This is a genomic window from Paenibacillus sp. FSL R5-0914 (genome assembly GCF_038004525.1).
Taxonomy (GTDB): domain Bacteria; phylum Bacillota; class Bacilli; order Paenibacillales; family Paenibacillaceae; genus Paenibacillus_AQ.
The window spans coordinates 247869-270110 of the sequence record NZ_JBBORH010000002.1 but is presented as its reverse complement, the minus strand read 5'-3'; the positions used below and the strand labels follow the sequence as shown (position 1 = coordinate 270110).

Genomic DNA, 22242 nt, shown 5'->3' with positions numbered 1-22242 from the left:
AAAGATTAACGGTAGCCTGTGAAATCCACCTTAGATACATAAGTTTCATTTTCAGATTTATTCATCATTTCACCGGAATAGCTTACTTTTCGATTCAAGGTAAGCCTTCTGGGAAGATTATGCTTCTTATCAACCGTTAGGTGGTAGACCGTTTCTACATTAGCCTGTTTCAGCTTTTGCTGTAGCTCATTATTTTTCTTCTGCCACAGCTTCTCCAAAGCTTTCGTCACTGCCTGATCAGCCTCTGCGTTGTTCTCAGCGGATTCGGGGACTTTAGGACGAAGGTTCTGCATCTCTTTCTCCAATTCAGCTGACAGCTGCTTTCTAGCCTCTGAAGGCGTCAATTCGATTCGCAGCACACTTGTCCCTCTGCCAGCTCCAGCCTCTTCGGTTACACTCGTCTCCATGGACTCAAGCTCCTCAAGTTGCTTTAGCGGATTTAGCGCAGGTAATGGATTTCCCTCCTCCGAGGAATTTTCAGTAGTCTGAAGTTCCCATCTGCCCTCTTTTTTCTCTAACTGACTGTAATAAGGTTTCAGAGCATATGCGCTACTCTTTAAGTCTTTAACGCCATCAGCTGCTGTTTTTTTGGTCATAGATTTATCTGGAAGAAGCGTGTACAGCTTGACCTTTTTATGATCCTCCACTGTGCCTCCGTAGAACAATAAGGATTCAGGAACCGTTGTTCCCCCTCGTTTCAGCATATTCGCCCCTTCAAAAACAACCTCATCACTTCCAGCCATCCCTGCCAACGCCAAACTTAAATCTTCCTTCGCAGGTTTGTCTCTTATGACACTACATCCGCTACATAACAGGCAATACAGTGTCAGAACTAGAGGGACTCCTCCCTTAAGTAATAATAGCTTTCTCACGGACCTCAGGCCTTTCTCGGAGTATTTTACTTAAGTACAACCCACGTATAGGGTTCTCCCTTCCTGCAAGCCTTATACCGCAATTAGAGCCAGAATAACTGTGCATATAAAAAAAGAACCCATAAGGCTTACCTCACGGGTTCTTAATATTGCTATCCTTTTCTTTCGTATCAAAAACAACTTGGTTCCGGCCGTTATTCTTAGCTTTATACAGCGCCATATCCGCTCGATAAAATAATGACTCAACACTTACTCGATCGTCCATCCAGCTCCATTCCGCTATTCCGCAGGATACCGTTACACTAGGTTCGGTTTCTTCCATAACGCGTTTGCGTATACGCTCAGCTACATAACCCGCCTGCTGCATTCCCATTAACGGTAAATAAACGGAGAGCTCCTCCCCACCCCACCTCGCAGCAATGTCGCCTTGACGGATGGAAGATTTCACAATTTCACTAACCTCTTTTAGAATCTTATCGCCTTTTTGATGACCATAGGTATCATTCACGATTTTGAACTGATCAATATCCACAACAATTAAACAACCGCAGAAGTCCGTAGACTGTCTTTCTTTTATCTCTTGGTCCAAATAATGACGAGCATAGAGACCTGTTAGGCTATCTCTATTCGCAAGACGTCTGACTTCAGCATGTAGCCTGGCGTTACCTACTGCTAGACCAATATGTCCCGCCATCGCCTGCAATAGCCTGTAGTTGTCATAGGAAAAATAATGAGAATCTCGATGTGCCAGCATAATCGCACCTCGCACTTCTCCACCCACACTAAGAGGTGTGGCAATCAACGACTGCGAACCGGTAGCATTCATTAGTCGGGAAGTTGTCTTAGGATTATCTATGTAGTCAGACATGATCAGTGATTCACCTGTGGAATACACCTTTCCACCTAAACCTGCCCCTACTTCTAATACTTCATTTTGCAATGAGGGATGGTTGCAGGCAATAACTTCTAGGCCACCCTTTTCCTCATTCAAATGTAAGATACAGCAGTAATCTGCACCAAACATTTCAAGTAGCTCTTCAAACGCAAATTGAAAAATATCGCCTAAACGCAAGCTTTGATTCAAACGCTGGGTAAGCTCATTACTCATGCGAAGCTCACGGATTAGCTGATTGGAGCGCTCATAAAGCTTGGCGTTCTCAAAAGCAGTCCCTGCTGTATCGGCTACCATTGTGAGAAACCGTAAATCAACGTCAGGGAAGATTGGATTATCCATCACCATATGGAATACCCCATAAACCCCCTGCTTACCACCTAACGGAAGTCCTATTTCTACATTTCGGTGATTTTCATCACTAGTGTGCAGCGCAACACGTCCATCCTTGAACGCCCTGGCACAGACATCATCACTGGACATGTGGAAAGGTAACGGTTTGACCTGCGGATTAGTGCTGCGATGATCTTGTGACATATACAGATCGAGTCTGGCTCCAGGATACATCGCAGAGATGCTATCAATGACTTCCGAAAGTACAGCATCTACATCAATATTGTCATGCATCCGCTGAACAATCTGAAATAACAATGAACGACGATTGCTTTCACGTTCTGCATGAATATGGGTACTTGCAAGATCAGCTACAAATATATGTTCAAACTTATGATAAAAACAGGTGCGGTAATGCAGCGACATAGCTTCTGCAGTATCTCGTCCACCCATTTCATATTGTTGCGTAGGCATAGAACAGCCCAAAAATGCAAAAATTTTATTGTCGACGCGAGTGAACAGCGGTATGGTAAAAAAACTCAGATCCTTACCTTCTACGGTTAACGGAACGGCAGAGATTGTTTCTGAAATCAAGCTAGAAGCAGCCGCCTGTTCCCACTGCTGCCTCCATAGTTCTTGTTGATCCAAACTATTGTTTAAATATTTACCTTCAAAATTCAGCACACACCATTCCCATGATCTAGAGAATGGAAGGACATTGAGCCCACCAAACCATTCATTGAAACTGTCTGCAATCAAATTTGCTAGATAAGGGAAGTCATGCGTTACTATTTCCGTTTCCCTAAGCCAGGCGGTGGGATCTTCGGAATCTCTACTAGCGTGTAAGTTGTCCTGTAACAGCATACGGCTGTCTTTATGGGCGTATGCTTTCTGCTCTGACATAACGAAGATCCCCTTTGCATCTTGATTAAGAAAACTATCTTCCCTAGTAACAACTAATTAACTATATTTTACTCCCTTTCTTTGTGCATTGCATTATATTTTCATCATTTCCGGGACTTTTTTTTAGGACCAAAGAACTATCGACAAAGATTGACAAAAACTCTTTTAATAAGCGCTTGACTTTATATACTGTATTCATATAATATTTATTGTTGAACAAGACTGTAACAAGTCTTACTTGGGCGTAACGTTGTGTCACCCTCACGCATTTCGTTACTGCCAGGGCAGCGGCTGAACTTCCCTGGCAGTGTGGAAGCCATTAATGCTAATCACGGATACGAAATGCGGCGCAAATAGGCCCTACCCTGAAATTTCAATTATAAAGGAGTCTACTATAACATGGCACGTTACACCGGACCTAAATTCAAACTCAGCCGCCGTCTGGGCATTTCCCTTAGCGGTACAGGAAAAGACTTGAAACGCCCTTTTCCACCAGGACAACACGGAGCTAACCAACGCAGAAAAGTAAGTAACTACGGAATGCAGCTTTTGGAAAAACAAAAACTGCGTCACATGTATGGTTTGGGAGAGAAACAATTCAAAACTCTCTTCACTAAAGCACAAAAGCTTCCAGGTCTTGCGGGCGAAAACTTCATGTTCTTGCTTGAAAGCCGCTTGGACAACCTAGTTTACCGTCTTGGATTTGCTAACTCCCGTGCTGGTGCACGTCAGTTGGTATCCCACGGACACGTAACTGTTAACGGCAAAAAAGTCGACATCGCTTCTTACCGTGTAAGCTTGGGCGACGTTATCGGTCTTCGCGAAAGAAGCCAAAGCATGGCTTCCATCAAAGAAGCTCTTGCTAACCGTTCCCACCTTCCAGCTTACCTGGAATCTGCTGAAGGATCTTTCGAAGGTAAATACATTCGTTTGCCAGAACGTTCCGAGCTTTCCCAGGATATCGATGAGAAACAAATCGTCGAGTTCTACAACCGTTAATATCTCGCTTATAGCGAGTATGACCAAAGCCTCCGGATTTATCCGGAGGCTTTTTGTTATTCTAATAGGTAATGAACACTCCGACTGCATTCAAAATCGCCAATTTGTGCTATAATAATTCCGTTAAAAGGAGGAATTATCGTCGATGGTTCAAGAGAACAAGAAAAAAAACGTAAAGAAGCCTTCACCCCGCAGATCTGGGCTTAGCAGGTTCGGTTCTGTAGTTAAGTGGATGTTTATTCTTGGCATAATAGGCATTCTGTTCGTCGGTGGTGCAGCAGCAGGATATGTCACTTCCATGGTGAAAGATGAACCTGTTCGCTCTGAGGAAATGATTCAACAGCAAGTCGGACAAAATGCGATCACCGGATTCGCATACTTCCGTGATGGCGCACCGATCGGCCAGCTTCGTACAGAAGAAGATCGAAGGCTCATTCAATACAATGACATCCCCCAGATTATTATTGATGCAGTTCTCGCTATAGAGGACAATAATTTCAATGAGCATAATGGCGTGGATTTCAAAGGCACCTTACGTGCTGTCAAACAAAAGATATTAAATGAATCCGTTCAGACCGGAGGCAGTACACTTACTCAACAGCTCGCAAGACGTGTATTTCTCAATCTGGATCGAACAGAAGATCGTAAAGCAAAAGAAATTCTACTTTCACTTAGACTAGAGCGCTTCTTGACCAAGCAAGAGATTTTAACGGCTTATCTGAACAAGGTTCCGTTCGGTAATGGCTCGAATGGCTATAACGTATTTGGGATTAAAGCTGCATCCAAAGGTATATTCGGTCTGGATGATCTAGACAAGTTGAATATTGCCCAAGCGGCGTATTTGGCCGGTCTTCCACAGCTCCCCTCCGCTTATTCAGCATTCAATGGCGTTGGAGAATTCAACGCAAAGGCGTTCAATAGAGCTATGGATCGTCAACAGCTTGTACTTCGTCGTATGCTAGAGGAGAACAAGATCACTACCTCCCAATATGATGAAGCACTCAAGTTTGATATTAAAAGCTCTCTCGCTCCTCACACTAAGAAAGCCTATGCTACATATCCATACCTAATGATGGAGACGGAGCGTAAAGCATCTGAGATTCTTTTGTCACTAAATGAAAAGAATAACAGTACAGCTGATACCACTAGCTCTAGTGATAATGCCGTACTTCTTGAGGAAGCAAGACAACAGTTAATGACCGGCGGTTACCGAGTCTATACCACGATTGATAAGAAAGTATACAGTGCAATGCACAGTATTTCCGAAGATAGTAGTAATTTCACCAAGGACAGCAAAACAAAAGGTGTTGAACAGACGGCTGGCATTTTGATCAACAACAAGACCGGAGCCATTCTCGGTATGATTGAGGGCCGCGATTTTAATATCGAGCAAATGAACTACGCAACCCAAATGGTCCGGCAACCCGGCTCAACGATGAAGCCGATTTCAGCATACTTACCTGCCTTAGATGCAGGACTGATTCAACCTGCTGGAATCTTAGATGATGCTCCAATCATTTTGAAGGATGGCGGGAAAGGCTTCCATATCCCTAAAAATGCTAACAATCGCTATCAGGGTTTAGTTACGGCTCGCTATGCACTTAATAAATCCCTCAACATACCGGCGCTTAAACTATTTAACGAGAAGGTCGGAATAGAGGATGCTTGGGCCTTTACTAAAAAGCTAGGGATCACTACACTCACCGAAGATGATTACAGAGCGCAGACTGGGGTTATAGGCGGTCTTCGATACGGTACATCCGTTGAGGAATTAACCAATGCCTATTCCGCCATTGGCAATAAGGGAGCATTTAATGATGCTTATATGATTGAGAAGATTGTGGATTCGGAAGGCAAGATCGTTTATCAGCACAAGGTTAACCCTGAACAAGTATTCTCTGAGCAAACTGCTTATCTAATGACCGATATGCTGCGTACAGTAATCACAGAAGGTACTGCAAGCACAGTAAGAAGAGATTATAAACACTTTAAAGACGTTCCGATTGTAGGTAAGACTGGCTCCACTCAGAACTATGGAGATGTCTGGTTCATGGGCTACACCCCTGATGTCACACTTGGCATGTGGGTTGGTTATAAGGAACAAATTAATACCCTTACAGGAGATACACAAAAACGACAAGCACAGACCTTATGGGCTAAAGTCATGAATGCTGTTATTGATAAGCAGCCAGACTTGTTCGTTACAGACAAATTCACACAACCTGAAGGAATTACCAAAAAGACAGTTTCCGCGTACAGCGGTAAGCTGCCAACGGCTCTAACTGACAAATTCACAACAGATCTTTTCAATGCGAAATATGTACCTAAAGAGAGCGACGATGGGATTTCGAAAGCCAAGTATATTACTTACAATGGCGTCAACTATATCCCACTCGAAGGTACACCAGAGGATTTCCTGAAAGAAAAAATCGTCGTTAAACGTGAAAAGCCGATCCAGGAATTAGTTAAGGAACTCTTGGCAGCCTTCCCTAAGATGAAGGAGCATAAATCGCTGGAGTATTATATGCCAGCCGATGCTAAGACAGATTTCCCTACTGAAGTCGATCCACGCGTGGACGACGGTACTTCGCCTTCTGCTCCTGGAAATGTAAGTGTCTCATACAGCACTGGAAAAGCTGTGATCAGCTTCTCCCCAAGCGGCTCTCCAGATGTAGTAGGGTACCGCTTATACCGTTCTTTAAACGGCGGGTCTTTCCAGAAGCAAGCTGTAATTATGGCTGACGAGAGCAAGGTATTCTCGCCAGGAACTCCTGCGAGTGCCAATGCAACATTCTATGTCAGTGCTGTTGATGTCGCAGGTAATGAGACAGCTTCTGGTAGCGTTGCTGGAGGCACTACACCAACTCCGGAAGCAACACCAACTCCAGATCAGCAACCGGAGACAACGCCTCCTACAGGCTCTGAGAGTACACCAGGAGAGGATATCGAGATTCCTGGAACCATTCTACCTACGCCTACTTCAACGCCATCTGGCGAAGGTAGCAGTAACGGAAACAGTAATAGTGGTACAGCCGGCAATACGACTGGAAACCATTAACCGGTAGTCCGAAGAATAACTTCACACAACAAAACACCGTTCCCTTAAATTCATTAGGGAACGGTGTTTTTTTATGATCCATTCTAATCTTCTATCGTTGATAAATCGCCAGTTGGGAGATGAAGCTCCCAAGCCTTTAATACACGCCGCATGATTTTACCTGATCGTGTCTTAGGAAGTTTATCCTTAAATTCGATCTCTCTCGGCGCAGCATGCGCAGACAGTCCGGCTTTAACAAATGCCGCGATCTCCTCTTTGAGAGCAGCTGTAGGAGTATAGCCTTCTCTCAGCGAAATGAAAGCCTTGATAATTTCCCCACGCACCAGGTCTGGTTTACCAATTACACCCGCTTCTGCCACAGCAGGATGCTCTACCAATTTACTCTCCACTTCAAAAGGTCCTATACGCTCACCAGAAGAGTTGATAACGTCGTCAATCCGTCCTTGAAACCAGAAATATCCATCATCATCCATATAAGCAGAATCACCAGAAATATACCAACCAGGAATGCGGAAATACTCCTCATACTTCGCCTTATTGTTCCAGATCGAATTCATCATGGATGGCCAAGGCGTCCGTATTGCAAGATTCCCCATTGAGAATGGTGGGAGAACATTGCCTCGATCATCTAAAATCGCTGCTTCAATGCCTGGCAACGGACGGCCCATAGAACCTGGTTTGATATCCATTCCAGGATAATTACAGATCAGTTGCGCTCCCGTCTCTGTCATCCACCAGGTATCATGAATGCGCTGATTGTAGAACTTATCTCCCCACCGCACCACTTCAGGATTTAACGGTTCTCCAACAGACAGGACATGGCGCAGGCTGCTCAAATCAATTCCCTGAATTGAACTCTCTCCTGCCCCCATCAACATACGAAATGCTGTAGGTGCACTGTACCAAATACTAACCTTATTTCGTTCAATCGTCTTATACCAATCCTGAGGACTAAAGCGTCCCCCTCTCACGACATTCGTTACCCCATTTAACCAGGGAGAAAATATTCCGTAAGATGTTCCTGTCACCCAGCCTGGATCAGCTGTACACCAGTAAATATCATCTGGACGTAGATCCAGCACCACTCTACCTGTATAATAATGTTGAATCATTGCTCTTTGCACATGATAAACGCCTTTAGGTTTTCCTGTAGAACCAGATGTATAATGCATGATAAGGCCATCGTCCAGGTCAAGCCATTCCAATTCGAGCTCAGAAGACGCGTTATCCATCTCCTCAGTGAAACCTAAGTTACCTTGCTCGATATCAGTGGTACCGCCTACTAGAAAAATATGACGCAAATTCGGAAGCTCATCTCGCTTCACACGATGAAGTAGTTCAGGAGTAGTAACTAAAGCAACCGCACCACTATCCTCCAGCCGGTCCTTAACTGCTGTTTCCATAAAGGCTTCGAACAGAGGGCCCGCTATTGCCCCAATCTTCAGAATACCTAGTAAACTAAAATATAGTTCCGGTTGACGAGGCATAAAAATAAATACCCGATCTCCCTTCCCGATACCATATTTACGCAATACATTTCCGAACCGATTCGACCGTTCCTGCAGATCGGCAAATGTATAGGATTCATCCCGCACCGCATCACTGTAGAGCAGGGCCGTTGCCGCTCCCCGTCCTTCTTGAACGTGGCGATCCACTGCTTCATGTGCCATATTAACCTTTCCAGTGTCATACCATGAGAAGTTACGTTCAACATCCTCCCACTTAAAATTGGCTACTGCCTGGGTGTAATCAGACATATTGGAGCTCTGCACACGGCCAGGCAAAATTTCGCTATGGACTTGACCCATCACTCTTGCCTCCCTCACTCGTTTGATTTAAGCTTTAAGGGTAAGACTCTTCTCTTAGATAATGATGTCAATGCAATGAATGTGAATTTTTTATGTCTGAATTAGTATAACATAGCAAACGTTTACATTCCATATTTTATCATCCGAAAGGAGCACGGCTATGGAGCATCGTAAAATCCCTGTTTCCCATACGCTTTCATATAAAGGTAGAACAATAACAATAAGTGGCCCCCGATCTCCAGAGGACCTTAAAGCCCTCCACATGCATCATGATCTTGACGCCTTCCGCAAGCCGATTGAACAGCACGAAGCTCTCATAGAGATTGCTAGCCTGCCAGAAGGACGTATAATTACAGCTGTAGAAGATGGCACTATAATAGGCTATGTAACTTTTCATTATCCGGATGAAATGGAGCTTTGGTCACAGGGTGGAATGATGGATCTAATTGAGCTTGGAGCTATTGAGGTGAGTAATGATTATAGGGGAGCCGGACTAGGCCGGCTGCTGATTTCCACTGCTTTTGAGCAAGAGCAATTGGAGAATTGTATCGTCTTTACAACAGAGTATTATTGGCACTGGGATTTAAAAGGAAGTGGGCTTGATGTGTGGGCTTATCGTCAAATGATGGAGCGGCTAATGAAAACTGTAAATATGGTTTGGTATGCTACGGATGATCCCGAAATCTGTTCACATCCAGCAAACTGCCTAATGGTTCGTATTGGACAAGAGGTACCTATGTCCTCACAGGAGACTTTCGACAGGGTACGCTTTAGACAGCGCTTCATGTACTAAACGAGTATTAAAGGTGCTGCAGCATATATTCTAAGATAGAATGTGAGCGCCCTGAGGCTTCCACCGTGAACTCCTTAAAACTCACATTTGCTGACCCGTCAGACTTATCAGACATCGAACGAATAATAACAAAGGGAGTGGCGTTCATCACACACACTTGTGCAACCGCCGCCCCTTCCATCTCCACGCACGCTCCGTCCAATTCCTCTCTTAATTTAGCTACAATCTCCGCATTAGAAATGAATTGATCACCTGAAAGTACTTTGCCGACCAAGTACTTTTGGCCTAACTCGTTACACGCCCTCTCAGCAAGTAGCACCAATGAAGGGTCTGCCTGAAAGACAGAATTATCCTGATAAGGTATTTCACCTTTTGAAAAGCCAAGTGCTGTAGCATCCATATCATGCTGAACACAAGTAGATGATATAACAATATCTCCAATATTCAATTCAGGGTGCACAGCCCCAGCAACCCCAGTAAACAACACACGAGACACACCAAAGGAATCAATTAGAATTTGTGTCGTAACTGCTGCATTTACTTTACCTACCCCAGATTTACAGAGCACTACAGACTTTCCTAATATATTTCCTATGTAATAATGAATTCCTGCCTTGACCTTCGTCTCCTTATTCTCCATCCTTTCTAGTAATAGCTTAATCTCTTCATCCATCGCACCAATTAATCCGATTATTTCAGGCAAAGATAACGCCTCCTCCGATGATTTACTCTGTAAAAAACATAAAAAGCTCCAAAAGGAGCTTTTTACGGAAGTACTGTTTAGTTCTTAAATTACTTATTCAGATGATTAACAGACAAGCGGAGAATCGTTTCATGAGGCAAGATAACCCGCGGATTCTCAACCGTCTCTTTCTTCATGAGTTTCGTCAAAAGTCTCATTGCTACCGCACCTAGGTCATACATAGGCTGGGCTACAGTTGTCAACAATGGACGAACCATCGAAGCCATACGGATGTTATCCACACTAATAATGGAGAAGTCATCCGGTACCTTCAGGCCTTCATCCTGAATACTGTGAATTGCACCAATAGCCATCTCGTCGGTTGCGGCAAAAATAGCGGTTGGCTTCTTCTTGAGTCCAAGGAAATACTTCATGGCTTCGACACCGGATTCATAGCGGTAGTTACCGATACGTACCAAGTCTTCTTGATACTCGATTCCAGCCTGTTCAAGTGCCTTCTTATAACCATGGAAACGTGCATATCCATTCGCAGGATCCTGGAGTGTACCACTGATCATTGCGATTTCTCGGTGACCGTGACGAATCAAAGTATTCACTGCATCAAAAGCAGCGGTTTCATGATCGATGTCAACGGAAGGATAAGTTCCCTTCTCATCCCGTGTAGCACATAGGACAATCGGAACTGCAGAAGTCTGGAAAGCTTGAATATGTTCTTCGGTTACCGTACCACCCATGAAGAGCAGACCATCGACCTGTTTCTCCAAAAGGGTATTGATGACACGGATTTCCTTTTCTTTACGCTTATCCGCGTTACACAATATGATATTGTAATGATACATGTTCGCGATATCTTCAATCCCGCGTGCAATTTCTGCAAAAATCGAGTTTGAAATATCAGGGATGACAACCCCAACGGTTGTCGTTTTCTTACTGGCAAGTCCTCTCGCCACGGCATTGGGACGATATCCCAAACGCTCAATCGCTTCAAAAACTTTCTTCCGGGTCTGCGGTTTCACGTTAGGGTTATTGTTCACAACCCGTGATACCGTAGCCATAGATACGCCTGCTTCTCGAGCTACATCGTAAATGGTTACCGTCAAATTACTCTCTCCATTGCGATAAATTTTATCGTTCGACTAATTAAAAATATGATACGACACTTTGTACAATTGTGCAATGATAACGCTTCATTTTCCTTTCAAAATTTCTTTCAAGGCTGAAGACGTAACCCCTAATTACAATTTTTGACTAGTGTAGGTTTCCCTATTCACGAGCACAATCATGTAACTTCTATCTATCGTAACAAAAAGTGAGTGAAAAATCCAACATTCCGTGAAAGTTTTTCATTATTTTCACAGAATGTTTTAATAATTTGCGTTTTTAGTCGTTTGGAACGTTAATTGAGACAGTCTTCGACTAGTTTCTTCCATCCAATTCTGGTCTTTAAGCCCCTCAGCTAGTCGGTATAGATCAAGTAACATATCCACTCTAGCCTGAATTTTCTCTCGGATAGCCAACTCTAATTCTTGAAATCCTCCGACAATAACCTCTGTCAAAGCTTCTTTTAGGACACTAGCTAATTCATTTCTTTGAGTAAACGAAAAATCTTGCCTTGGCACATCCGCGTTCAATTCTTTCACTAACTTTCCTAAATCTGCTTTAATAAACGACAAGGGCTCATAACTAGTACATTTCGGACAAGTATAGACAGGGACATGTGTAATCTTCACCCTCGTATTAAAAATCAATGAATGCATATGTAAGTTCATGAGGCCACCACAGCTACACAACTTCTCCATTAAGTTATCTGTATACATCTTCTACACCTCTTGCAAGAAATGAATTAAGTACAAAGTATGACTTTTCAATTTCTATATTCGACCTCCCTCGATTAAAACCCTCTTTAATTGCATATAATGATTAAATTGGCAATTCATCTATAATTTACAATCCTTTAGATGACTTCGTATTTTAAATTTGATAGAATATGAAGGATCATGTGATACGAAAGGAGCTTAACAAAATGAGACTAGATGGAAAAAAGGTCATAGCACTCGTAGACGATGAATTTGAAGATTTGGAGCTCTGGTATCCCGTGTACCGAGTAAGAGAAGAAGGCGCTGAGGTTCACTTGGCAGGTTTGGAAAAAGATAAAACATACATCGGCAAATATGGTGTGCCTGCAAAAGCGGAGTACTCCTGGGACGATCTTAATGCCGCAGATTATGACGGGATTTTAGTTCCTGGCGGCTGGGCTCCTGATAAAATCCGTAGATACAGTGCCGTATTAAAGCTAGTACAGGATTTCAATGCAGCTAAGAAACCTATTGGGCAGATTTGCCACGCAGGTTGGGTATTAATTTCCGCTAAAATTCTGGAAGGTGTAACCGTCACCTCCACACCCGGCATCCGTGATGACATGGAGAATGCCGGAGCGATATGGAAAGATGAAGCTGTGGTTACGGATGGACATATTATTTCTGCTCGTCGCCCGCCAGATCTGCCGCCCTATGGCAAAGCTTTTTGTGATGCGTTAGCTGGGGAATAAACAGTAGAATTAAAGTTTAAAATCAAACAAGCCCTGTCTCTCAATTTGAGGAACAGGGCTCTTGATTTGCTTCACTCGACTTTCGAGCTACTTACTTAATTCGAATGGACGCTTTCTCCTTGATTACGTTTGGATAAGAATTAAATTTGAAAGTCAAGGGTTGTGGTAGCTTTTCCTCCCCTATGTTAAAGAAAAAGGTTACTGTAGTTCCCCTACTATCTTCATTAAATTCTTTATATCGTGAGTAGCCATCTTTAACCCGTCCCAACCAATGCCCACTTCCAGTACTATCCACAAAATTATCGTCCAATGCAAAACCGCTATCAGCAAGCGCCTCCATATCATCTTTAGGAATAAAGTAATCCAATAACAGAATTCCCTGCTCTTCGTTCTCCATCCGCTTTGAAATCGTTAGATTGTTATCCGGTGCTTTTAGAATCTGCTGTGTTTCCGTGTTAATCACAAGCTCGGCCTTTGATTGATCTAGAGCAGAGATTCCTTCAACTTCTAGTTTGATTGGTTCAGCAAGTCTCATATTGTCATTGTGGAAGATATAAGTTTTCAAGCCCCCTACTACTGAAGAACCACCACTTACCCGCATTAACTCCTCTTGATGCTCCCCTTTCCCGATAACCAGCTTAGGTGAAAGCATATTAAAAATCCTCATTGTATTCTCTTTGTCAAAGGTTTCCCGCATGTAAATACCCGTAGGTCCAATATAGACATTATCCATTTTTATTTTCTGTCCACCAATAGACAGACTATCCTTCAGATCAACAAGTTCTCCCTTAAAATAGTTGTTATCGTCTTCCAGCGGAATTTTAACACTTAGCTTTTTAATATCCATGCTCGACCTAGAAGGGTCCTTGGATTCTGGATATAGAGATAATGTAATATTCAACTCATCTGTCAGATCCTCTCGATATTTATCCCAGACGATTTGTTCTAACATGCGGGTCGTCCCAGGTGAACCTGCCTCTTGTGCATTAGAATTGCTAAACCCGCTATATCCGGTGAGGTCGTAATTATTCTTTTGATTTTTTTTCAATGACAGGCCTATCATTTGCAACTTCTGATCCGTATTGTTCTGGATGGTATAGAGCACAACAATGCCTCTTCGATCTGCCATAATTCCGTTAACTGTCCATTGTATCCCATCAATCTCTGGAGAAGAGACATTTACCTCCTTCAGCATACCTGCATCAAGTGCTGATTTAATCGTCAGATTATTAGAAATAATGGGTCTAAATAACTCAAGCTTCCCCCAGCTTTTTGGTGGTAACTGCGCACGAACAGGATTGGCCATCTGATGTGCCCAAGGTACAATAATTAATAAAGCGATGGCTAGGACCGCCAACGCAACAACAGCGTATCTTTTTCTAAAAGAGAATCTTTTGTGGCTACCTTGCTGCATCCCCTTGCGAATCGCGGCATCCAGCTTAACATCCGGGATCTCCTCAGCCTCGACATCAATTCTCTGAAAATAATCGTTAAGCAGCTTTTCTTCAGACTCAGCCATAAAATAGATCCCCCTTCCGTTTCATTCTGTCACGCAGCTGTTTCAGACCTTTATTGAGCCATGTCTTCACGGTGCCCTCCGGTTTATCCAGTACCTCTGCAATTTCTGCAAGGGTCATATCCTTGTAATATTTGAGTACAAGCACCTGGCGATACTTCGGTTTTACCCCTTCCAACGCCTGTTCCATGTCTAATCTGCGGTCGCTTTTCATCTCCATGATCCCTACATCACTTCGAGCAGCTTCTGTGACAGCGTTCCTCTTTCTGCGCTTCAACTCATCGTTACAGCAATTGATCAGAATACGTGTTAGCCATGGAGCAAATCTCTCGGAGTCTTTTAAGCTTTTACGTTTAATCCATGCACGGCAGGTTGCCTCCTGTAGAACTTCCAACGAATCCGCTTCGTTTCGTAAATAGCTATAAGCAATGCTGTATAGCTTTCTTTTCTGTTCAGCTACCAGCTCATAAAATATGTCTTCATCCGTGGCGACTATTTCCATTTCGTCATTAATAATGTGTTCCATGCTTGTTTTGTCCTCCCCCCTTGCTTTCACGCATAAATCATTCCTGTGCAACTCGCTCTATGTATAGACTGCGCCGAAGCGCAAACGGTTTTGTTTTTTTATAACAATCTAGTACAAAAGAAAAAGGCCCGGCAAGAATGCCGAACCTTGATGTGGACTTGATGATGTAGCGCTTGATAACTATGAAGAAGCTTTCTCCTTTGTTTCCACGCTCGTTCCAAGCGTAATACCGCTTTTCTGAGCATAAGCACTTAGGATTTCTTCCGTTTCCGAGCTTGTACGATGATGGAAGCAAGCTTTGGCAACCCTTGTAGCGTCTATAGCCAGTGTATTCAGGGTACGGTGTTTAACCTTCAGCAGTGCCTGCGGCGACATGCTTAGATCACTAATCCCTAACTCCAGCCAAAGTGGCAAAGAACGCTCATCTGCCGCCATTTCACCACATACACTAATATCTATTTTTGCATTACGCGCTGCTTCTACAGTCATACGGATCATTCGCAGAACCGCTGGATGATATGGATGATACATATGCGCAATTTGTTCATTCATTCGGTCTACGGCTAGTACATATTGCACCAAATCGTTCGTACCGATACTGAAAAAATCAACTTCCTCCGCAAGTAAATCCGCAATCATAACCGCAGCTGGAACTTCAATCATAATACCGACTGGAATATTCCGATTAAACGGTATGCCCCGTAGCTCCAGTTCAGACTTCACTTCTTCCAGTACAGCTTTTGCTGCTTGTACTTCTTCTACGGAAGATATCATAGGGAACATTAGCTTTACATTCCCATACGCACTCGCCCGCAAAATGGCTGTTAGCTGAGTTTTGAACATATCCTGTCGATTTAAGCTGATTCGAATGGCACGATAGCCAAGGAACGGATTCTGCTCTTCTGGCAGCTGGAAGTAATCTAGATGCTTGTCCCCGCCTATATCCAGCGAACGGATCACAACCATATTGCTGCCTACCTTCTCGACAACCTGTTTGTACACTTCGAATTGTTCATCCTCGGTTGGGAAAGAACTGCGATCCATGTAAAGAAACTCTGTACGGAATAGACCTACACCCTCGGCTCCATACTTGAGCGCTAAATTCAGTTCTTTGACTGAGCTGATATTACCGGCCAAACGCAGGTTAACGCCATCTTTAGTGACGGCATCGACTGTAGCAAGCAGTTCCAGTTGTTCTTTCTTTTTATGCTGCTTATTCCGAAGAGAAACATATTCATTGATCGTTACCTCATCAGGATGAATTTGCACTGATCCGGTGTCTCCGTCTATCACGAGCATGTCTCCGGTCTGAATTGGGTTAGATAAATTATTCTCCAAACCTGCTACGAGCGGAATGCCCAGCGCACGAGCCATAATGGAGGAATGTGAGGTTTTACCGCCCATCATAGTAACAATACCTAGAACATAAGTTGGGTTCAAGTGAGCTAACTGGGAAGGAGACAACTCCTTCGCTACGAGAATATACGGCTGTGTATCCGATGGCAGCGTGACCTCAGGGGCACCTAAAAGATGCTTTAACAGACGGTTACCGACATCCTTGATATCCACCGCCCGCTCCTTCATGTATTCATCATCCAGCAGATCAAACATCGCTACAAAATGATCAATCGCTTCCTTAACAGCCACTTCCGCCGCCTTATACTGGCGTTCAATAATCCCCCGGATTTCGCTCATAAACACCGGATCATCCAAAATCGCCAGATGAGCATCAAAAATGCTGGATTCCTCCGGACCGACTACTTCTCTGAATTCTTTTTTGATGAATTCAATCTCGTCCTTAGAGGTACGGATACCTTCGTATAAACGCTCAAACTCCTTAGCTAGATCCACTGGGTTCACTTGTGTGTCTGGTAAGCTCCACTCCCAGTTCGGTAAGACAAAGGCCTTCCCGATAGCTACACCTGCTGCTGCGCCTATGCCTTGTATCATCCTTCTATCCCTCCAACGTTACTTTCATGTAAGACTACGGACATTACTGAAGATTGCCCCTTTTTAACATTTTTAAATGGAGCATAGCTCCATGATTTTACTCGATCAGGATTCGTAATCACCATTGGTGTAGCCAGTGAAGCTGCATGCTCACGCAAATAAGCGAGGTCGAATTTAACAAGCAATTGACCTGGTTCCACACTGTCGCCTTCTTTTACAACCGCCTCAAATGGGCCTTTAAGCTGCGAAGTGTCGATCCCTATATGCATAAGCACCTCCAGCCCTTCCGGCGTAGCAATACCAACGGCATGCATTGTAGGATAGACGTGCATAACCTTCCCGAATACAGGCGAAGTAAGCTCCCCTTTTTCCGGCAAAAATGCAACTCCATCACCCACCAGCTTCGCTGCAAAGATGTGATCCGGCACTTCCTCAATGGGCATCATTCTACCCTGCATCGGAGAACTGAACAATACCTGAGGCAAATCACGAAGCATTAGCTTATTAATCTCCTCGCGGATCAACTCTGAATACGTACCAAATACTACCTGGACATTCCCGCCACCGAGCTTGATAATCCCAGCGGAACCAAGACCTTTAAGCGCCCCTGTATCTATAAATCGATCATTATGGACGGTTAGCCTCAAACGAGTGATACAGGATTGTACTTGTACGATATTCTCCTTCCCACCAAGCGCCTCCAAGATCAGTGGTGCCTGATAAGGGATATTGCCTGCCCAATCACCAAGTTCGGAACCTTCTTCACGCCCTGGTGTCGGGATCTGAAAACGGCGAATCGCCCAGCGGAACAAATTATAATACACAATCCCATAACCAATACCGATCGGAATCAAAAGCCAAGCCCTCTGTGACAGATGCAAATTCAAAAAGAAGTCAATTGCTCCTGCCGAATAAGAGAACCCGTGATGAATTCCCAGCATATACGTCAGTACCATAGCAAGGCCAGACATTACAGTATGTATCGCGAATAAATACGGAGAAGCAAACAAAAACGCGAATTCAATCTGCTCCGAAACCCCGGTCAGAAAACAGACCAAAGCCGCTCGCATAAAAGTCTTTTTAATCTTAGGCTTCAAGTCCTCGCGCGCTTCCTGAATAATTGCAAAAGCAATGGCTGGCAGTGCGAACATCATAATCGGAAACAAACCCGCCATAAAAATGCCCGCCGTAGGATCGCCTGCAAAAAAACGTGGCAAATCCCCCTGAACGACAGTGCTACCATCAGGAGTTGTAAAGTTTCCAAACTGAAACCAAAACACATTGTTGAGAATATGGTGAAGACCGAAGGCTGTTAGTACTCTATATAGCACTCCATAAATAAAAACGCCAAAGCCGCCTGTCTGCAATATCCCTTGAAAAAGATCATCCAGTCCTCTTTGCAGCAGTGGAGAGATCCCTAACATCACCCATGCAAAGCCAGCCGAAAACAATCCCATGAACAGCAAAACAAAACGCGAACCTCCAAAAAACTGTATCGCCTCTGGAAGCTTGATATTTTTGAACCGGTTTTGAGCGATACCGGCAACTATACCCAGCAAAATTCCGATAAGTGTTGCAGGTTGTACAAGCCCGTCTCCCATATGGGTAACAATCCGGTCGTAAGTGAACATTCCAGCCAGTGCTGCAAGACCCGCCGTTCCAGCTTGATTGGATAATCCCCATGCTACACCCACAGCGAACAAATAAGGCATAAAATAAAAGATTCCCTGCCCAGCGTATGTAGCCACTTCGGATACCGAAGAAAGTCCCCATGCAGACCAAGGTAAGCTGCCCAAACTAAGCAAAATGGCTGCCGCCGGCAGTACCATGGTAGGAAGCATTATGGCTCTGCCCAATTGCTGCAATGATCCGAGCCAATTCAAGGCTACCCTCTCCTTTCTTTCTATATTGAATGGTAAGCGCTGCGGGGGTTTTTGTCAAAATAAACTGAAGGAAAAGATCAGGATATATTTAAAACAAATACACACTCACTCCACAATAAAATCACCTAGAAACACCATTCTATGGGCTCAGGATTCCAAAGCACTAAAGTAAACAATGCTAAAGTTGGTTAAAACCGATAAAAGTTACTCTGAATGAATGTGCGTCTCTAATAATGCTTCAAGTGTATGAGTTATATTTATTGAATGAAGTTTTGTCTGCTGACTGAGTCTCTTTCTTTTGCTGCCGATGATAAAAGAAGATGTTAATTGTACTTTGTACAACTATTTATATCCTATAAAAACTGAAATCCATATAAGTGTACTTTGTGCAATTATTTTTAATAATTCCACCCTTTTCCTAACCTTTGGTGTGTAATAAGTGTACAAAGTACAACTAAACCACAATAGAATAGAGATATTTCCGATATAGTTGTATATAGTGCAATTATTCTCCCACTCCTACCATATTTGATCTGGTCGCATAGCTTTCACTTCGTATTGTCGAACCCGTTCTCCCGTAATCACAGGCTTTATTAGTCCCTTCTCACTCAACGAGTGCAACAATCTGCGCGCCGTTCGAAAGTTAATGCTGAAATAGGTAGTCACATCCTTTGGACGGATCGCCCTACCCAGTCGCCAAGCCAACCGCAGAACCTCCTTCTCCTCAGACAAAATATCCACGCCTGCAGATTTGCGCGCCAAATGAGGTGCCAGCACCAATTGCAAAAGCATCCGGCACACCTCGGGGCGGTGCTGAAGATCATCAACAGAAAAATGAATCATTTTCCACCCCATTCCGGTCAGAAAAGTGTCCCGATTAACTGCGTAGTTGAATCTCTCGCGGTCCATGTCCTTCACATGACTTTGAAACCCGTCGCACTCAATCCCGAGACTGCCGCCGCTCTGCGGAAGAAAAGCGAAGTCCAGAAACTGAGATTTACGATTCCAGTCGTACACTTCGTATTCTGGATGCAAATCATCAAGGCTCTCAAACAATGGCCACCATACATTCTGCAAGAACAACTTCTCCGCATAATTATGCCCTCTAACCAGCCTCCCCCTTCTTTCTCCTGATCTTTCAGTCAAGTGCTTGTTAATGAACATACCATGTGCTTCTTCAAATTCCATTATGGTATCCTCCCCTATAAAAATAAAAAAACGCCCTTCACCGCAAATTATGCGGATAAAGGACGTTCTTCGTCTAACTTCAGTATAACAAGCTCAGTTAGTGATTTGCATTAGAAATTGCACAGTCTGTGCAGCCAATCGTAATCAAACAATGCTTTTGATCTTGGCTGTTCTTTAACATTAAATTTGCAACTACTTCAGCGTCAAAAAATTTAGTTCGCTGGTTTGTTAGTTTGTTCTTTTGTCTGTCGGCTCGCCGGTTCATTGTTCTCTCGGTTGGTTCGTTTGTCGGCTCGTAAGCTCGTCAGTTCATCGTTTGCCCGTTCGTCGGTTCGTTCGTTCGAAATCCCTTGATACACGCTCTGATCATCATTTTTTCAATAGTCAGATAAAGTGTTGAACTACCGAACCTTATGCCCGAGTACGCCCATGCATCGTGATCGCTTCTTCGACCTTGATACAACGGTCCATAATCGCCGTCATACCATGCTCAGCGGCGATTTCAGCGGCTTCCTGGCTGATTATACCCTGCTGAAGCCAGAGCACACGTGCGCCGATTTCAGCGGCCTCCTGTGCGACCTTTGCGCAGTATTCGCTTCGACGGAACACATTAACAATGTCCACCGGCTCTGGAATTTCCGCTAACGTATGATAGCACTTTTCTCCCAGTATTTCACCATCAACCAATGGGTTTACAGGAATGATCCGATATCCCCGACTTTGCATAGCACCCGCGACCATATAGGAGGTACGGTCTGTTTTGTCAGACAGGCCAACAACTGCAATATTACCAGCAGAAGCAAGGATATCTCCGATCTGTTCCCGATTTGGATTCTCAAAGCTCATACATAGTGCCCCTTTCCATAGTTACACTTTATGATCCTTATTTAACTGAAGCTAAATTCGCTAGCTCCCTTACTTCTATTGTACCCACTCCACATTCGCACCAAGCGCACGCAGGTGATCAAAGTATTGCGGATACGACTTAGCGACATGGTGAGCATCCTTGATCAATAGTGGTTTACGTGCTCGTAAACCTACTACTGACAGCGCCATAATTACACGGTGGTCGTAATGCGCGTTAATCGTCACACCACCTTCGACGCCTTCAGGCATGCCGTGAACGATAATTTCATCGCGGCGTTCCTCAACATTGGCTCCTGCACGAGTCAACTCTGCCAAGTAATCAGTTATACGATCACATTCCTTATACCGAAGGTTCTCAACGTTATAGAATCGTGAAGTGCCTTCAGCAAATACGGCAGCAGCTACCATAGCCAGCACCGCATCGGTTGCAGCATCTCCGTCGAATTCAACAGCTTTTAGAACGCCGTTCCCTTGTACGTGAACTGTTCCCTCTTTATGAGTAAGCGGTACTTCCATCATACGCAACACATCAACAATGGCTCTTTCTCCCTGCTTACTCTGTTCCACAAGTCGATGTACCTTAACATCTGACTTTGTAACCGCAGCTGCTGCTAGAATAGCCGCAGAGCCAGGATAGTCACCTTGAACGGTATACTTTTTTGCCGCATAGGCTTGACGACCTGGCACTTTAAAGGACATATAATCATCCGCCGCATGAACCACAATTCCAGCCTGCTCCAATACTTCTAGCGTCTGACCTACGACAACCTTTGATTTCAAATCATCAAGGACAATAATTTCACTATCTTCTTCAAGCAATGGTGTCAAGAATAATAGAGCACTTAGGAACTGGGAGCTGACAGCACCTGAAACTGTAATTCTCCCCCCAACAGGTTTGCCTCCGCGGATCGTGATCGGCAACTTACCTTCATTATGCTCTACCTTCACACCAAGCTGTTCTAGAGACACGATCAAGTCGTCATGTGGACGTTTGCCCAATGAGTCAGGATACGTGTTTACGAATGTAACTTCAGGGCTCAGCGCAGCAACAGCCATTAGAAAACGTAGTACTGCTCCAGCATTCCCCACATTAAGTTCCTTAACATCCTTAGGTTTGCGACCAAAGCCTTGAATCACAATCTTCTCATCATCTTCTGTGAGTACAGCTCCCAAATCTGCAATACAACGACGGATGGCATCGCTATCTTCACTATGTGCCGGATGATAAATCGTACTTACGCCTTCTGACAATGCGGCAACCAGCAAATAACGAGTGGTATAGTTTTTGGAAGAGAGGGCCCCAAATTCTCCTTGCAGGGATGGCGTTGGCCTAACAATAACGTCCATATTATAAACTCTCCTTAGTAGATATAGTTGTATGTAGTGCTCGTTTGACAGGGTAT

Annotated in this window: 17 protein-coding genes; 4 read left to right on the top strand and 13 right to left on the bottom strand. The window is 44.0% G+C overall.

Features of this window, described 5'->3' with window-relative positions; all coding sequences use genetic code 11:
• Positions 1 to 5: 5 nt before the first annotated feature.
• Both MKX60_RS17290 and MKX60_RS17285 read right to left on the bottom strand, forming a co-directional pair.
• The gene (locus tag MKX60_RS17290) at positions 6 to 758 is read right to left on the bottom strand and encodes a hypothetical protein (RefSeq protein ID WP_076299461.1); all 753 of its coding nucleotides are present in this window, start codon (positions 756 to 758) and stop codon (positions 6 to 8) included.
• Between the two features lie 247 nt (positions 759 to 1005).
• On the bottom strand, positions 1006 to 3000 hold the full coding sequence (locus MKX60_RS17285) for a sensor domain-containing diguanylate cyclase (protein WP_341060541.1): 1995 nt from the start codon (positions 2998 to 3000) through the stop codon (positions 1006 to 1008).
• A 399-nt stretch (positions 3001 to 3399) separates the two neighbouring features.
• Between MKX60_RS17285 and rpsD the strand changes: the two genes are divergently transcribed.
• Positions 3400 to 3999 (top strand): 30S ribosomal protein S4, encoded by a 600-nt coding sequence (gene rpsD, locus MKX60_RS17280; RefSeq protein ID WP_042187338.1) that lies wholly within the window; start codon positions 3400 to 3402, stop codon positions 3997 to 3999.
• Positions 4000 to 4144: 145 nt separating this feature from the next.
• Positions 4145 to 7057 (top strand): transglycosylase domain-containing protein, encoded by a 2913-nt coding sequence (locus tag MKX60_RS17275; protein WP_076299463.1) that lies wholly within the window; start codon positions 4145 to 4147, stop codon positions 7055 to 7057.
• A gap of 83 nt (positions 7058 to 7140) precedes the next feature.
• Here the strand turns inward: MKX60_RS17275 and acsA are convergent, their stop codons facing one another.
• The gene (gene acsA, locus MKX60_RS17270; RefSeq protein WP_076282936.1) at positions 7141 to 8865 is read right to left on the bottom strand and encodes an acetate--CoA ligase; all 1725 of its coding nucleotides are present in this window, start codon (positions 8863 to 8865) and stop codon (positions 7141 to 7143) included.
• Between the two features lie 160 nt (positions 8866 to 9025).
• On the opposite strand from acsA, the gene MKX60_RS17265 reads away from it, so the two are divergent.
• Positions 9026 to 9658, top strand: a complete 633-nt coding sequence (locus MKX60_RS17265; protein ID WP_341054087.1) for a GNAT family N-acetyltransferase — start codon at positions 9026 to 9028, stop codon at positions 9656 to 9658.
• Between the two features lie 7 nt (positions 9659 to 9665).
• Here MKX60_RS17265 and MKX60_RS17260 read toward each other — a convergent pair whose 3' ends face one another.
• The 3 genes from MKX60_RS17260 to MKX60_RS17250 all read right to left on the bottom strand — a co-directional run bounded on the left by MKX60_RS17260 (position 9666) and on the right by MKX60_RS17250 (position 12178).
• Positions 9666 to 10361 (bottom strand): 5'-methylthioadenosine/adenosylhomocysteine nucleosidase, encoded by a 696-nt coding sequence (locus MKX60_RS17260; protein ID WP_076299465.1) that lies wholly within the window; start codon positions 10359 to 10361, stop codon positions 9666 to 9668.
• 89 nt (positions 10362 to 10450) lie between these two features.
• Positions 10451 to 11461 carry a catabolite control protein A gene (gene ccpA / locus MKX60_RS17255; protein ID WP_042187330.1) on the bottom strand — a complete coding sequence of 337 codons (1011 nt, stop codon included), beginning with the start codon at positions 11459 to 11461 and terminating at the stop codon, positions 10451 to 10453.
• 264 nt (positions 11462 to 11725) lie between these two features.
• Entirely contained in the window at positions 11726 to 12178 is a 453-nt protein-coding gene (locus MKX60_RS17250; protein ID WP_341060540.1) for a hypothetical protein, read from the bottom strand.
• 206 nt (positions 12179 to 12384) lie between these two features.
• Between MKX60_RS17250 and MKX60_RS17245 the strand changes: the two genes are divergently transcribed.
• Positions 12385 to 12909, top strand: a complete 525-nt coding sequence (locus MKX60_RS17245) for a type 1 glutamine amidotransferase domain-containing protein (protein ID WP_339270601.1) — start codon at positions 12385 to 12387, stop codon at positions 12907 to 12909.
• Between the two features lie 91 nt (positions 12910 to 13000).
• Here MKX60_RS17245 and MKX60_RS17240 read toward each other — a convergent pair whose 3' ends face one another.
• From MKX60_RS17240 to aroA, 7 genes are all read right to left on the bottom strand, one after another.
• Positions 13001 to 14428, bottom strand: a complete 1428-nt coding sequence (locus tag MKX60_RS17240) for a hypothetical protein (RefSeq protein WP_076282940.1) — start codon at positions 14426 to 14428, stop codon at positions 13001 to 13003.
• Positions 14421 to 14951 carry a sigma-70 family RNA polymerase sigma factor gene (locus MKX60_RS17235; RefSeq protein ID WP_341060539.1) on the bottom strand — a complete coding sequence of 177 codons (531 nt, stop codon included), beginning with the start codon at positions 14949 to 14951 and terminating at the stop codon, positions 14421 to 14423. The genes MKX60_RS17240 and MKX60_RS17235 overlap by 8 nt, the downstream gene beginning before the upstream one ends.
• A gap of 180 nt (positions 14952 to 15131) precedes the next feature.
• Positions 15132 to 16901 carry a phosphoenolpyruvate--protein phosphotransferase gene (gene ptsP, locus MKX60_RS17230; protein WP_341060538.1) on the bottom strand — a complete coding sequence of 590 codons (1770 nt, stop codon included), beginning with the start codon at positions 16899 to 16901 and terminating at the stop codon, positions 15132 to 15134.
• Positions 16898 to 18784, bottom strand: coding sequence for a glucose PTS transporter subunit IIA (locus MKX60_RS17225; protein ID WP_076282943.1), 1887 nt, complete (start codon positions 18782 to 18784; stop codon positions 16898 to 16900). The genes ptsP and MKX60_RS17225 overlap by 4 nt, the downstream gene beginning before the upstream one ends.
• 519 nt (positions 18785 to 19303) lie before the next feature.
• Complete coding sequence (locus MKX60_RS17220; RefSeq protein WP_042187315.1) at positions 19304 to 19972, bottom strand: hypothetical protein; 669 nt, start codon at positions 19970 to 19972, stop codon at positions 19304 to 19306.
• Between the two features lie 411 nt (positions 19973 to 20383).
• Positions 20384 to 20818: a CoA-binding protein gene (locus MKX60_RS17215; protein ID WP_341060537.1), complete on the bottom strand. Its 435-nt coding sequence runs from the start codon at positions 20816 to 20818 to the stop codon at positions 20384 to 20386.
• 75 nt (positions 20819 to 20893) lie between these two features.
• Positions 20894 to 22186, bottom strand: a complete 1293-nt coding sequence (gene aroA, locus MKX60_RS17210; RefSeq protein WP_341060536.1) for a 3-phosphoshikimate 1-carboxyvinyltransferase — start codon at positions 22184 to 22186, stop codon at positions 20894 to 20896.
• Positions 22187 to 22242: the final 56 nt, after the last annotated feature.